Source organism: bacterium, from assembly GCA_035295165.1.
GTDB lineage: Bacteria > Sysuimicrobiota > Sysuimicrobiia > Sysuimicrobiales > Segetimicrobiaceae > JAJPIA01.
In genome coordinates this window covers 65,538-78,661 of record DATGJN010000047.1, presented here as the reverse complement: position 1 = coordinate 78,661, position 13,124 = coordinate 65,538, and the positions used below count along the sequence as shown (strand labels likewise).

Below are 13,124 nucleotides of genomic sequence, written 5' to 3'. Positions count from 1 at the left end.
CCTTGGGCGACATGCGTTCTCATACCGGCAAATACACGTTCGACACCTTCGTCGTCGGCGCCGGCAACCGGTTCGCCCACGCGGCCGCGCAGGCGGTCGCGGAGGCCCCGGCCCGCGCCTACAATCCGTTGTTCATCTACGGCGGAGTCGGACTGGGCAAAACCCACCTACTCCAGGCCATCGGCCATTACGTATTGAGCCACTCACCGGCGGCGCGCGTGATGTACGTCTCTTCGGAGCGCTTCACGAACGATCTCATCAACGCCATCCGCGACGACAAGATGGTGGAATTCCGCCACCGGTACCGCAACGTCGACGTGCTCGCCATCGACGATATTCAGTTCCTAGCCGGAAAGGAGCGGACGCAGGAAGAGTTCTTCCACACCTTCAACACGCTGCACGAATCGAGCCGGCAGCTCATCATCAGCAGCGACCGACAGCCCCGCGAAATCCCGACGTTGGAGGACCGGCTGCGCTCTCGGTTCGAATGGGGCCTCATCGCCGACATCCAGCCACCCGACTACGAAACCCGGATCGCGATCCTCCGCAAGAAGGCGGAACTCGACGCGATCACCGTCCCGGACGAAGTCACCCAGTACATCGCTCAGCGGATTTCATCGAACATCCGTGAACTTGAGGGGGCCCTCAGTCGCCTGCGGGCCCACGCTGAAATGCAGCGCGTCCCGATCTCCATCGATCTCGCCGCCGACGTGCTCAAAGAGCTACTCCCACAGGCCAGGATCCGCCCAGTGACGATTCCCGCGATCCAGCGGGCCGTCTCCGAGTTCTTCGGCATCCGCATCGAGGAAATGAAGGCGAAGCGACGGACGAAGGGCGTGGCGTTCCCACGCCAGGTCGCGATGTATTTGTCTCGCGAACTCACCGACGCGTCCCTCCCACGGATCGGCGAGGAATTCGGAGGACGCGACCATACCACCGTGATGCACGCATGCGACCGGGTAAAGCATGCCCTAATCCACGATACCCACCTGGCCGCCGGTATCAAGAGCCTTGTGGACAATTTCCGGACCGAGCGTGGACTGAAAGGGGACAAGTAGATGGTCAGAGACCCCGAACGTTACAATCCGTCCGAACCTGCGGATACCGTGCATAACCCGGGGAAGTTCAGCAAGTGGTTATCCACAACTGGAAACCCTTACGTCGCATCGCTCCGGGTGCGATATGCACAGTATCCACAGGTTCTACTACTGTTCTGACGAATATTTATACTTAAAATTACCCTAGGAGAGGGTTATGCGCCTACAGTGCTCCCAAGAGCAACTCCTTCGAAGCGTGCAGACTGTAGGTCGGGCCATCTCGCCGAGGGCGAGCATGCCCATCCTTGGGAATATACTAATTGAAGCGTCGAAAAACGTCGTAAAGATAGCTGCGACTGATCTAGAACTCGGAATCGAGTCTCATATTCAGTCCAAGGTTCAGGAGGAGGGCGCCGTTACTCTTCCTGCCAGAATATTCACAGATATTGTCTCAAACTTACCTGAATCTCCTGTGGATATTGCCGTAGAAGAGGGAGATGCCAAGGCCCTGATCACCTGCGATGCTGTGAAATTCGAGCTCGTGGGCCTACCTAGTACGGATTTTCCTCTAATGCCGTCCGGTGACGGTCACGTTCTGATTAAGATCGACGGGGGGCTCCTCCGGACCATGATTCGGCAGACGAGCTTTGCCGTATCGTCTGATGAAACGCGGCCATTTCTGACCGGAGTGTACATGGTGCTTGAGGGCGGCTCCGGGCAACTTGTCGCGACCGACGGGGGCAGGTTGGCACTCCGCCGGGCGAAGATCTCCGGGGAGCCACGAGGGAAGATCGCGGCAATCGTGCCCAACAAGACCATGGCAGAGTTGGTGCGTGTGCTGGCGTCGGCGGAGGGGGAGGTCACGATCGCTTCTCAAGAAAACCAGTTGGTGTTTTCGTTGCCGGGGCTGCGATTCGTGTCGCGCCTAATCGCGGGCCAGTTCCCGAACTACGAACAGGTGATTCCCAAAGAGTTCAAGCAACGAATCAAGATCGGGACCGAGCGTTTGCTCCGTGGAGTGCGAAGGGCGAGCATCACCGCGAGAGACTCCGCGAACGTCGTTCGCCTGAATGCCTCCGGGGACACACTGACGATCAGTTCCAACACACCCGATGTTGGGAAAGCCCAGGAGGACATCCCGGTCCAGGTGGAGGGCGAGGCGATTCCGGTCGCCTTCAACGCGAAATTTCTCATGGACGCGCTCGGGAACATGGATGCCGCCGAGGTGACGTTGGAGCTGACGGGACCGCTCAGCCCCGGGGCGCTCCGCCCTGTGGACCATGCCGACTACGTGTACGTGCTCGCGCCCGTGCGGGTGTACGGCTAGCCGGTGGCCAAGGCGGCGGTTCGGGTTTCCATCTCGACGCCGCGGATTACGCTCGGCGAATTTTTGAAGTGGGCGGGGATCGCCGGCACCGGCGGCGCGGCCAAAGTGCTCGTGCAGCGGGGACAGGTGGCCGTCAATGGGGTCGTCGAGCGGCGCCGCGGCCGCCAGCTCGGGCCTGGCGACCTGGTGGCGGCGGGCGGGCGGGAGTACAGGGTTGCGCCTCGTTGAGCTTCGCCTGAGAGATTTCCGGAACTACGCGTCCCAGGACGTGGCGCTCGAAGACGGCGTCACGGTTTTCTGCGGACCGAACGCACAGGGCAAGAGTAATCTGCTCGAGTCTGTGTACACCGTGGCGGTGGGCCGCAGTCCGCGCGCCGGCGCGGACGCGGAGTTCGTGCGATTCGGCCAGGACCGCGCCTATGTGCGCGCCGTCGTCGACGGCGTGCGGCCGAGCGTGCTGGAGGTCGCGTTCGACCGGGCGACCGGTGAGAAGCGCATCAAGGTGAACGGCGTCCAAGCGCAGCGCGGCCAGCTCCTCGGGCGCCTGGCGGTGGTGCTAGCCGGCCCGCTGGACGACGAAGTCATCCGGGGCGTGCCTGGCCATCGCCGGCGTCTGATGGACGCGGCGCTGAGCCAGGTGAGCCCGTCGTACTACTTCCATCTGGCGCGTTACCTGCGGGTGGTTCGCCAGCGGAACCGGTTGTTGAAGGCGGATGCCGTGCCCGCGGCGCTGGCGCCGTGGGACGATCAACTCGTCCAGTTGGGCGCGACGATCGTGGAACGGCGTCGGGAGTTTGTCACCGTGCTGGCCGCGCGGGCGCACGCGCGCCACGCGCGCATCGCCGGCGGGGACGAGCAGTTGGACGTGACCTATGTGGATACGACCGGCGCGGGGGGCGCCGAGGATGAGCGGCGCGCGCTTGAGCGCGCGCTCGCGGCGCGGCGAACTGACGAGCGGCGACGGCGCACCAGCCTTGTGGGTCCGCATCGCGACGACCTGCGGCTGACTGTGAACGGCGTCGATCTCAGAATGTTCGGCTCGCGCGGCCAGCAGCATACGGCCGCGCTCAGCCTCCGGCTGGGGGAGATCGAACTGCTGCGCGACGAACTCGACGAGTGGCCGGTCGTGTTGCTGGACGACGTGCTCGCAGATCTGGATCCGTCCAGACAGGCGCTGCTGCTTCGGGAAGTCTCGGGCCCGCAGGTGCTGATGACGCACACGAGTCTGCCCGACTCGCCAGGGACACCGCTGCGTCACTTCCTGGTGCGCGACGGGGCGCTCGCGGAGGGTCGCGGTGTACGCGCTTAAGGAACTGTTGGGCGACGCACTCACCGCGTTGATGGGGCCGAGGCGCGCCAGGCAGGCCGCGGTGCTAGACTTGTGGGCAGAGGTCGTTGGGGATGCCCGTGCGCGGCATGCCAGGGCCGTGGGCGTCCGCGGCAGTGTGCTCGTGGTGGCGACCGACCTCCCGGCCGTGTACTACGAGCTCGGGCTCAAACGCCGGGCGCTGGTCCAGACCCTGAACCAACGGGCCGGAGGCGAGGCGATTACCGAGATCGACATCGTCATGCGACCGCTTGGACGATCCGGCGATGCCGGAACGTCGGACGGCCGCGGCGGCCGGTAGGGAGGGGTCCTCGTGTATGTCCACCTCGGAGGCGAAGTGGTCGTTCCGATCCAAGAGATCGTCGGCATTTTCGACGCCCGCATGCTCGAGGGAAACGATGATAACGATCGATTTCTGGCATCCGCAAGAGCCAGCGGCCGAATGGTGGTCGAAATCAAATCAGAGGATCGAAAATCGGTTGTTGTGACGACGCATGGGGTGTACGCTTCGGCGATTTCCTCGTTGACCCTGGTCAGGAGAGTTATGAATGTACAGTGGGGCCTTGGCGGCGCAGAAGGCTGAAATCCTTGTGGGACGGGCGTTCCAGCGATTGACCGCTTCGACAATTTCTGGTAGGATTTAGTAGATAGAATTCCCAGGGGCGTGGCATCTGGCCATGCCCTCTTTGGTGGTCGCCGCAGCAACCGGAGGGTAGACGCTCGATGGATCAGCCGACGTATGACGCCCAACAGATCCAGGTCCTTGAAGGCCTCGAGGGGGTGCGGAAGCGCCCTGGCATGTACGTCGGGAGCACCGGCAGTCGCGGTTTGCATCACCTCGTGTTCGAGGTCGTGGACAACAGCGTCGACGAGGCGCTGGCTGGGTTTGCGAAGAGAATCGACGTCATCATCCACCGCGACAACAGCGTGACCGTGCGCGACGACGGGCGCGGCATCCCCGTCGACACCGTCGCCAAGGTGGGAAAGCCGGGCGTCGAGGTCGTGATGACGATGCTCCACGCCGGCGGGAAATTCGGCGGCGGGGGCTACAAGATCTCCGGGGGCCTGCACGGCGTGGGCGTGTCGGTCGTCAACGCGCTCTCCGAGTGGCTTGAGGTCGAGGTCCGGCGCGACGGCAAGCGGTACGAACAGCGATTCGAGCGCGGGAAGCGCGCGAGCGCGCTGCGGGTCACCGGCAAGAGTGAGCGGCCGGGCACCAAGGTCACGTTCATGCCGGACAAGGAGATCTTTGTCGAGACCGTCTACGACGCGGCGATCCTCGCGGAGCGGCTCGACGAACTCGCCTACCTCAACGCCGGGATCGTGCTCACGCTTGCGGACGAGCGGTCCGGCGAGACACGCGAGTTCAAGCACACGGGCGGCATCACGGAGCTGGTCAAGTCCCAGAACAAGAGCAAGGGCGGCGTCGGCGACGCAATCACGATCCACCGCGTGCGGGACGGGGTCGAGGTGGACGCCGCCGTGCAGTACAACACCGGGTTCCTCGAGCACGTGTTCACCTACGTCAACACGATCAACACGACCGAGGGCGGTACGCACCTCGTCGGGTTCCGCTCGGCGCTGACGCGCAGCATCAATGACTACGCCCGGCGCCAGGGGCTGCTCAAGGACGTGAGCCTCCAGGGCGAGGACGTGCGCGAGGGGCTGACCGCGGTGATCTCGATCAAGCTTCCCGAGCCGCAGTTCGAGGGGCAGACCAAGACCAAGCTCGGGAACCCAGAGGTCAAGGGTCTCGTCGAGTCAGTCGTCGGGGAGGGCCTGGCGGAATACTTCGAGACGCACCCGAGCGACGCCAAGAAGATCGTCGCGAAGGCGGCACAGGCCGCACGCGCCCGGGAGGCGGCGCGCCAGGCGCGGGACCTCGTGCGCCGGAAGAACGCGCTCGATATCAGCACGCTGCCGGGCAAGCTCGCCGACTGCGCGGAGAAGGACCCGACGAAGTGCGAGATCTTCGTGGTCGAAGGCGAGTCCGCGGGCGGGAGCGCGAAGACCGGGCGGGACCGGCATTTTCAGGCCATCCTGCCGATCCAGGGGAAGATCCTCAACGTCGAGAAGGCGCGCGTGGACAAGATGCTCGGTCACGAGGAGATCCGCGCGCTGATCACGGCGATCGGCACGGGGATCGACAAGGAATTCGACATCGACAAGCGGCGATACGACCGGATCATTCTGATGGCGGACGCCGACGTGGACGGAGCCCACATCCGCACGCTGCTCCTGACGTTTCTGTACCGCTACATGCCTCAGCTCATCGAGCGCGGCAAGGTGTACATCGCGCAGCCGCCGCTGTACTTGATCAAGGCGGGGAAGACGCCGCACTACGCCTACACCGACGCCGCGCGCGACGAGATCACGGCCGACCTGAGCAAGCAGAACCTGTCGTTCGAGATCCAGCGATACAAGGGGCTCGCCGAGATGAACCCCGAGCAGCTCTGGGAAACGACGATGAACCCGGAAACCCGGACGCTGCTGCAGGTCGAGCTCACCGCGAACGGCGCGAACGGGGACGGCGGTGTGGATGTCGTGGATCAGTTGTTCAAGACGCTCATGGGCGACGAGGTGGAGCCGAGGCGCCAGTTCATCCAGAAGTACGCCAAGGAAGTCCGGAACCTCGACATCTAACGCCGGGCGGTTCGCCCGGCGCGATGCGGGTCCGGGCCGCCTTCTCCGCTCCGGCCCCGACGCCGACGTGTAGCTCAGTCTGAGGAGACCGATGGCAGCCGACGAGAAGATCATCACGCAACCGATCTACGACGAGATGCGGACGTCGTATCTCGACTACGCGATGTCCGTGATCGTAAGCCGGGCGCTGCCGGACGTGCGCGACGGCCTCAAGCCCGTGCAACGCCGGATCCTCTACGGGGCGTCCGAGATGGGGCTGGCGCCCGACCGCGCGTACAAGAAGTGCGCGCGCGTCGTCGGCGACGTCATGGGCCGCTACCATCCCCACGGGGATGCCCCGGTGTACGAGGCGCTCGTCCGGATGGCGCAGGACTTCAGCTTCCGCTACCCGTTGATCGACGGGCAGGGGAACTTCGGCAGCGTCGACGGTGATCCGCCCGGGGCGATGCGCTACACCGAGGCGCGGCTGTCCCGGATGGCGCTCGAGCTGCTCGCCGACATCGATCGAGAAACCGTCGCGTTCGCGCCGAACTTCGACCAGTCGCTCGAAGAGCCGGTCGTCCTGCCGAGCCGCGTGCCCAATCTGCTGATGAACGGCGCGACGGGGATCGCGGTCGGGATGGCGACCAACATCCCGCCGCAGAACCTCGGCGAGCTCGCCGACGCGCTCACCGCGATGATCGACGACCCGAAGATCGAGGCGGAGGCGCTGCTCAAGATCGTCAAGGGTCCGGACTTCCCGACCGGCGGGCTGATCCTCGGCCGCGACGGCATCCACGCCGCGTACACCGAGGGTCGCGGCAGCATCACCGTGCGGGCCAAGTCCACCATCGAAGAGATCCGCGGCGGCCGGGTGGCGATCATCGTCACCGAGCTGCCGTACATGGTGAACAAAGCCGCGTTGATCGAGCGGATCGCGCAGCTCGTGCGCGACAAGAAGCTGAACGGCGTGAGCGACCTCCGGGACGAAAGCGACCGGCGCGGCATGCGGATCGTGATCGAGCTGCGCCGTGACGTGAATCCCCAGATCGTCCAAAACCAACTGTTCAAGCACACCCAGATGCAGACGACGTTCGGGGCGATCATGCTGGCCCTGGTCGACGGCGTGCCGCGCGTGCTGACGCTGCGGCAAATGCTCCAGCACTACCTCGACCACCGGAAGGTCGTGGTCATTCGCCGGACGGAGTTCGAGCTCAAGAAGGCGAAGGCACGGGCGCACATCCTGGAAGGGCTCAAGATCGCGGTGAAGTTCCTCGACGAGGTGATCGCGCTGATCCGCAAGGCCAAGGACGTGCCAGCGGCGCGGGCCGGCCTGATGAAACAGTTCAAGCTGAGCGAGATCCAGGCGGACGCGATCCTCGAGTTGCGGCTGCAGCGGCTCACGCAACTCGAGCGCGAGAAGTTGGACCAGGAGTACAAGGAGGTCATCAAGGCGATCGCCCACTACGAGGACATCCTGCGCGACGAGCGCAAGGTGATGGGTCTCGTGCGGGAGGAGCTGGCCGACGTCAAACAGCGCTTCGGGGACGCCCGGCGCACCCGCATCACCGGCAAGGACGCGGAGCTGGAAGAGGAGGACCTGATTCCCGACGCGGACGTGGTGGTGACCCTGACGCACAACGGCTACATTAAGCGGCTCCCGCTCGACACGTACCGGCGCCAGAGCCGCGGCGGCCGCGGCGTCATGGGGATGGAGACCAAAGAGGAGGACTACGTGGAGTTGGTCCAGGTGACCACGAACCACGCGTTCCTCCTGTTCTTCACGAACCGCGGCAAGGTGTACCGCGTCAAGGCGTACGATGTGCCCGAAGCCGGGCGCACGGCGAAGGGCATCAGCCTCGTGAACCTCTTGAATCTCGCGCAGGCCGAACGCGTGAACGCGATCATCCCGATCCGGTCGTTCGAGGACACGGGCTACCTGTTCTTCGCGACGAGCCGGGGGTACGTGAAGCGCACCGGGCTGATGGAGTTCCTGAATGCGAAGCGGGGTGGCATCGTCGCGATCACCCTCGACAAGGGCGACGAGCTGGTCGGCGTCCACCTGACGGACGGGAAACAGGAGATCTTCCTCGCGTCTCGCCGCGGTCAGGCGATCCGCTTCAAGGAGGCCAACGTGCGTGAAATGGGCCGGCAGGCGCACGGGGTCATCGGCATGCGGCTCCGCAGCGACGACGTGGTGGTGGGGATGGCGCGCAGCGGAGACGGAGAGGAACTCCTGACCGTCACCGAGCTGGGGCTCGGCAAGCGCACGCCGCTCGGCCAGTACCGGCTGCAGTCGCGCGGCGGATCCGGGATCAAGAACATCCGCCTCACGGCGAAGACCGGTGCCGTGGTCGCGATCCGGGCGATCCGGGAAGACACCGAGGTCCTCGTCATCACCGCCCGCGGTATCATCAGCCGGCTGTCCGTCAAAGAGATCTCGACGCAGGGCCGCGCCGCGCAGGGGGTGCGCCTCAAGCGGCTCGACGAGGGCGATCGGGTGTCGGCGATCGCGCCGATCGTGGCGCGGGACGAGGGCGGCGACGCGTGACGATCGATGTGGCCCTGCTGATCGTCCGCGTCTGGCTGGGGTTCACGTTCTTCCTGCACGGGAGCCAGAAGCTGTTCGGATGGTTCGGCGGCGGGGGCGTTATCGGCACCGCGCGCTACTTCGAGGGGGCGGGCATCCGGCCCGGACGGTTCTGGGCGGTGCTCGCCGGGCTCGGCGAGCTGGGCGGCGGCGTGCTCATCGGGCTTGGGTTCCTCACCCCGCTCGGCGCGCTCTCCGTCATCATCACGATGGTCGTGGCGATCTCTGCGGTCGCCGGCCGACACGGGTTCTGGGTCCAGAACGGCGGCTACGAGTACAACCTGCTCATTATCGTGGTGGCGCTGATGTTGATCCTCGTCGGTCCCGGCGTGTACGCGCTGGACCACCGGTTCGGCGTGCTCGGGTCGAGATCGTAGATCCCGCGTCGGCGGGGGCCCGGCGTTTGCAACGAGTGCCGTCACCGTCTGCGTGCCTGGAGATTCCCGACCCCTCTCGCGAATCACACCTCCCATCGTGAGGTCACGGCGCCTGACCGGCGATCCGGTCATGCGCACAGCGACGTGAGATCGCGTCTCCGTTTCGTCCGCCCGTCTCCGCAACCGGCCGAGCAGGGGAGGAAGCGCTCCGGGTGGCGAAAAGACACACAGCGTACAGCGGCTTGAGGCCGCGCGTGGGGGGCGATCCGATGGACAGCGCCGTACAAGGCATCGCCGAGCATCTCGATGAGGTGTGGTCCTCGCTGCTCGATGCGGTGAAGCCGGTGGACGACGAGCTCTTCCAGTGGTGCCCCGGTTCGGAGTTCAACTCCATCGCGATTTTGCTGCGCCACCTCGCCGGCAGCGAGCGCTGGTGGGTCGGAGAAGCGATCGGCGGCGTGCCGGCGAATCGCAACCGCGACGCCGAGTTCGTTCACGACTCGCCGCGACGGGAGAATGTGCTCCGCGCGGTCGAGGACGCGCGCGCCGTGACGCGGCGCGTGCTCGCCGGTGCCACCGTGCAGGACCTTGCGACCCGGATCTCACCGTCCCCGCGGTTCGCCGGCGAGGACCGGCCGACGAAGATGTGGGCGCTCCTCCACTACCTCGAGCACCTCGGTTACCATCGCGGCCAGATCCTGCTGCTCCGCAACCTCGGCCGCAAGATGCTGACCGCCCGGCCGGGCGGCGCGGCCGCACGTTAGCCGAGCGCGCGTCAGATGCGCTGGGAACTCTGCTCGAGGACGCACGGACGCCTGGCCCGGATCGTGGCCGCGCTCGGGTTCGGACACGTGGACCCCGCCCGGATCTTCTGCGTCCGCGGGTACGGCTCGACCTCCGAAGCGTGGGCGCGCATCTGGGGACTGCCGGCGCTGTGGCAACAGGTGCTCGGGATCGGGCCCGCCTACGTGGTCGAGATTATCGAGCCGGAGTTCGGCCGGCTGCCCGAAGCCGAGCAGGACCGCATCCTGATCCATGAGCTCCTGCATATCCCGCGGACGTTCAGCGGCGCGATCCGGCCGCACCGGACGCCTACGTTTCAGATCACGCGGCGCAGCGTGGAGCGCTACTATCAGCGCTATCTCACCGCGGTGGCCGGCCCGGCCGACGGATCGGTGGCGCCGGAGGAGCGCGCCGCGCGGACCGAGCGCGCGGTCGATGCGCACACCGCCGGGAGCCCCGTGCCCGCGGCGGCGCACCGCAGGAGGTCGCCCCGTGGCCGGCGGGAACGGGCTCTCCGCTGAGGGACGCGTTCCGGGAACCGCACTCCGCCGCTAGTCGCTCTCACCGGGTAATGGCTTCATCCGCCCCGTGCGCTCGTGCGCGCATGCTTCGGGACCGTTCTCGCGGCCGCGTCCGTGGTGTAAAATGTCCGGGGAGCTCCGGCGAGGCCGCCGGAGGAAGAGGTGTGTGATGTTCGACAATCCAGAGAAGTTGATGATCCTGCTCGTGATCGCGCTCCTGATCTTCGGCCCGTCCAGGCTGGCCGGGTTCGGTGGGACGCTGGGTCGCACGATCCGCGACTTCCGCAACTCCGTCCGGGGCGCGCAGGACGAGGCCCGGCAGGCCTTCAGCGAGTTCACGCAGGAGGCGTCCTCCACGATGCACGACATGGGCGAGACCGTGCAGCAGGCGCTCCCCGCGCCCGATGCGCTCGCAGACGCGTCGTTCATGAGCGGGAGCGCCGAGGCAACCGAAGCCGCGGTGGCCGCGGACACGCCTGCGTCCTCCTCGGAGGTGCAGGTCGTTTCGCCCGACGACGAAGATCCGTCGTCCCTCGCGTCCGAACCCACCGCGGCGGCCCTCCGCGAAACCACGCGACAAGTCCAGCAGACCGGGTCCTAACCGCGGCGTGACCACACTGCCTTCAGAGGCGCTGCCGAGGTCCGCGCACGGCGTCACGCGCGTCTACCTGATCCGCCACGGGCAAACCGACTGGAACGCCGAGGGGCGCTATCAGGGCCACATCGACAGCGCGCTGAGCACGCTCGGGCGCGAGCAGGCCGCGCGCCTGGCCGTCGCGCTCGCGGCCGTCCCGTTCCGCGCCATCTACAGCAGCCCCCTCTCCCGGGCCCGCGACACCGCCGCGGCCATCGCCGCGCCCCACGGCCTGCCGGTGCGCCCGCTGGACCGCCTGCGGGAAGTCGCGATGGGCGAGTGGGAAGGGCTCACGTCGGAGGAGATCACCGCGCGATTCGGGGACATCCTCCGGGCCCGGCGGCGCGACCCCGAGCGCATCACGCCGGGCGGCGGTGAGACGCTCGCGGAGCTGCGCGCGCGCGGGATCCAGGTTATCGGCGAGATGGTGGCGCGTCACCCGGGCGAGACCATTGCCGCCGTCGCGCACGGCGGCCTGAACAAGACGATCCTGCTCGCCGTGCTCGATGCGCCGCTCAGCCGCTACTGGGCGATCCGGCAGGACAACGGGGCGATCAACGTCTTGGAGTTCGACGCAAAAGTGGCGCGGGTGGCATTGCTCAACGAGACGGCGCACCTTGAGGCGCCCGCGCCGCCCCGGATGAAAACGGGAGAAACGCCAGCAGCGCAAGTAAGGTGCACCCCCCGCCGACCACCGGAATGAGGCGGAGCCCGAGGCTGTGGCCCGGGCTGTCGCCGAGAGCGAGCAGCACGCCGAGGAGAGCGGACGACCCCGCGGACGCGGCGTTGAGAATGAGGCCCTGGACGGCGTAGTACATCGCTTCCCGCCCCTCGCCCGTCCGCTCGTGGCCCGCCTCCGCGATGTCCGCGAGCAGCGCGTTCGGCAGGACGAGGAGACCGGCGAGCGGCGCCGCCGCGAGCACGACCACCACGAAGCCCTGGACGGCTGGCGCGCCGGGGACGCCCCGCAGGCCGATCGCCCCGATCAGGGGGATGACGGCGGAGGCGGCGGCGAGCGTCCACCTGAGTACGTGGGGCGTTCCCAGGGCGCGGGTCAGGCGCGCCAGCAGCGGGAACGCCCCGAGCGTGCAGACGAACGTGACCCCGAGCACGACCCCGACCGAGCTCTGCGGAAGCCCCATCAGCACCGTGATCACATACACGATCGCAGAGTTGACCATGCTCGTACCGATCCAGAGCAGGGCGAGGCTCACCACGTAGATGCGGAACCCGGGGTCCCGCAGCACGCCGCCGATCTCGCGCCAGAACGCCGGCGACGCCGCGTCGCCGGAGGGAGCGGGTTCGCGGACGCCGGCGGCGACGGTCCACAGCATGGCGAGCGCCCCCGCTCCGATCGCGGCACCCATCACGTCGAACCCGGCGTGCGCGATCAGCCACGCCGACGAGATCATGGCGATGCCAACGCCGCCGATGGAGGCCCCGGCCTGCCACGACGCGACCACCACGCGGCCGTGTCCGCCCGGCGTGATGTCGGGCAGCAGCGCGGCGTACGGATTCATCGCGAACGAGAAGCAGAAGAAGAACCCGACCAGGACCGCGAGCACGTAGAGGAACATCGGCACCGGAGGCAGCGGCGGCGGGATCCACAGCAGCGCGAAGCAGACGGCCAGCGCGGGGGCGCCGACCGCGAGGAACGGGCGGCGCCGGCCCCACCGCGTACGCAGCCGGTCGCTCCAGAACGCTACGGGCGGGTTGCTGAGCGCGTTCACGATGCGGCCGCCGGCGAGCGCGAGGCCCATCCACTCCGGCCGCAGCCGCGCCAGCCCCGACGGCGGCGCGTAGAAGTACACGGCCCACAACAGGATCGTCTGCAACAGCATGCTGGCGCCGAAGGCGCCGGCACCATAGACCGCGGGATGCGCCCTCGGGCGCTCGGCGTTCACGC

The 13,124-nt window shown here is 66.9% G+C and carries 14 protein-coding genes; 13 read left to right on the top strand and 1 reads right to left on the bottom strand.

All coding sequences use genetic code 11. The annotated features are described in order from the left end of the window. From dnaA to VKZ50_07040, 13 genes are all read left to right on the top strand, one after another. Nucleotides 1-1,058, top strand: a 1,058-nt coding sequence (gene dnaA / locus VKZ50_07100; GenBank protein ID HLJ59481.1) for a chromosomal replication initiator protein DnaA, incomplete at its 5' end; no start/stop codon positions are given. 196 nt (nucleotides 1,059-1,254) lie between these two features. After that, nucleotides 1,255-2,364 (top strand): DNA polymerase III subunit beta, encoded by a 1,110-nt coding sequence (gene dnaN / locus VKZ50_07095; protein HLJ59480.1) that lies wholly within the window; start codon nucleotides 1,255-1,257, stop codon nucleotides 2,362-2,364. Nucleotides 2,365-2,367: 3 nt separating this feature from the next. Further along, nucleotides 2,368-2,592 carry an RNA-binding S4 domain-containing protein gene (locus VKZ50_07090; protein HLJ59479.1) on the top strand — a complete coding sequence of 75 codons (225 nt, stop codon included), beginning with the start codon at nucleotides 2,368-2,370 and terminating at the stop codon, nucleotides 2,590-2,592. After that, entirely contained in the window at nucleotides 2,501-3,673 is a 1,173-nt protein-coding gene (gene recF, locus VKZ50_07085; protein HLJ59478.1) for a DNA replication/repair protein RecF, read from the top strand. The genes VKZ50_07090 and recF overlap by 92 nt, the downstream gene beginning before the upstream one ends. Next, the gene (locus VKZ50_07080) at nucleotides 3,660-3,992 is read left to right on the top strand and encodes a DUF721 domain-containing protein (protein HLJ59477.1); all 333 of its coding nucleotides are present in this window, start codon (nucleotides 3,660-3,662) and stop codon (nucleotides 3,990-3,992) included. The genes recF and VKZ50_07080 overlap by 14 nt, the downstream gene beginning before the upstream one ends. Before the next feature lie 12 nt (nucleotides 3,993-4,004). Further along, nucleotides 4,005-4,274, top strand: a complete 270-nt coding sequence (locus VKZ50_07075) for an extracellular matrix/biofilm biosynthesis regulator RemA family protein (protein ID HLJ59476.1) — start codon at nucleotides 4,005-4,007, stop codon at nucleotides 4,272-4,274. Nucleotides 4,275-4,414: 140 nt separating this feature from the next. Beyond that, nucleotides 4,415-6,334: a DNA topoisomerase (ATP-hydrolyzing) subunit B gene (gene gyrB / locus VKZ50_07070; GenBank protein ID HLJ59475.1), complete on the top strand. Its 1,920-nt coding sequence runs from the start codon at nucleotides 4,415-4,417 to the stop codon at nucleotides 6,332-6,334. A 91-nt stretch (nucleotides 6,335-6,425) separates the two neighbouring features. Beyond that, nucleotides 6,426-8,864: a DNA gyrase subunit A gene (gene gyrA / locus VKZ50_07065; GenBank protein ID HLJ59474.1), complete on the top strand. Its 2,439-nt coding sequence runs from the start codon at nucleotides 6,426-6,428 to the stop codon at nucleotides 8,862-8,864. Then, entirely contained in the window at nucleotides 8,861-9,280 is a 420-nt protein-coding gene (locus VKZ50_07060) for a DoxX family protein (protein HLJ59473.1), read from the top strand. The genes gyrA and VKZ50_07060 overlap by 4 nt, the downstream gene beginning before the upstream one ends. Nucleotides 9,281-9,549: 269 nt before the next feature. Next, the gene (locus VKZ50_07055) at nucleotides 9,550-10,044 is read left to right on the top strand and encodes a DinB family protein (GenBank protein HLJ59472.1); all 495 of its coding nucleotides are present in this window, start codon (nucleotides 9,550-9,552) and stop codon (nucleotides 10,042-10,044) included. Between the two features lie 15 nt (nucleotides 10,045-10,059). Next, nucleotides 10,060-10,584, top strand: coding sequence for a putative metallopeptidase (locus VKZ50_07050; protein HLJ59471.1), 525 nt, complete (start codon nucleotides 10,060-10,062; stop codon nucleotides 10,582-10,584). Nucleotides 10,585-10,753: 169 nt separating this feature from the next. Beyond that, entirely contained in the window at nucleotides 10,754-11,185 is a 432-nt protein-coding gene (locus VKZ50_07045; GenBank protein HLJ59470.1) for a twin-arginine translocase TatA/TatE family subunit, read from the top strand. A 7-nt stretch (nucleotides 11,186-11,192) separates the two neighbouring features. Next, a complete protein-coding gene (locus VKZ50_07040) occupies nucleotides 11,193-11,921 on the top strand; it encodes a histidine phosphatase family protein (GenBank protein HLJ59469.1) in 729 nt (242 codons plus the stop codon). On the opposite strand, the gene VKZ50_07035 is transcribed toward VKZ50_07040, so the two are convergent. Next, complete coding sequence (locus VKZ50_07035) at nucleotides 11,818-13,122, bottom strand: MFS transporter (protein ID HLJ59468.1); 1,305 nt, start codon at nucleotides 13,120-13,122, stop codon at nucleotides 11,818-11,820. The two genes, VKZ50_07040 and VKZ50_07035, sit on opposite strands and share 104 nt — an antisense overlap. Nucleotides 13,123-13,124: the final 2 nt, after the last annotated feature.

Coding starts and splice junctions, on each gene's coding strand:
- VKZ50_07045 (HLJ59470.1), top strand. CDS start 10,754: ATGTTCGACAATCCAGAGAAGTTGATGATCCTGCTCGTGATCGCGCTC.
- VKZ50_07055 (HLJ59472.1), top strand. CDS start 9,550: ATGGACAGCGCCGTACAAGGCATCGCCGAGCATCTCGATGAGGTGTGG.
- VKZ50_07050 (HLJ59471.1), top strand. CDS start 10,060: ATGCGCTGGGAACTCTGCTCGAGGACGCACGGACGCCTGGCCCGGATC.
- recF (HLJ59478.1), top strand. CDS start 2,501: ATGGGGTCGTCGAGCGGCGCCGCGGCCGCCAGCTCGGGCCTGGCGACC.
- gyrA (HLJ59474.1), top strand. CDS start 6,426: ATGGCAGCCGACGAGAAGATCATCACGCAACCGATCTACGACGAGATG.
- gyrB (HLJ59475.1), top strand. CDS start 4,415: ATGGATCAGCCGACGTATGACGCCCAACAGATCCAGGTCCTTGAAGGC.
- dnaN (HLJ59480.1), top strand. CDS start 1,255: ATGCGCCTACAGTGCTCCCAAGAGCAACTCCTTCGAAGCGTGCAGACT.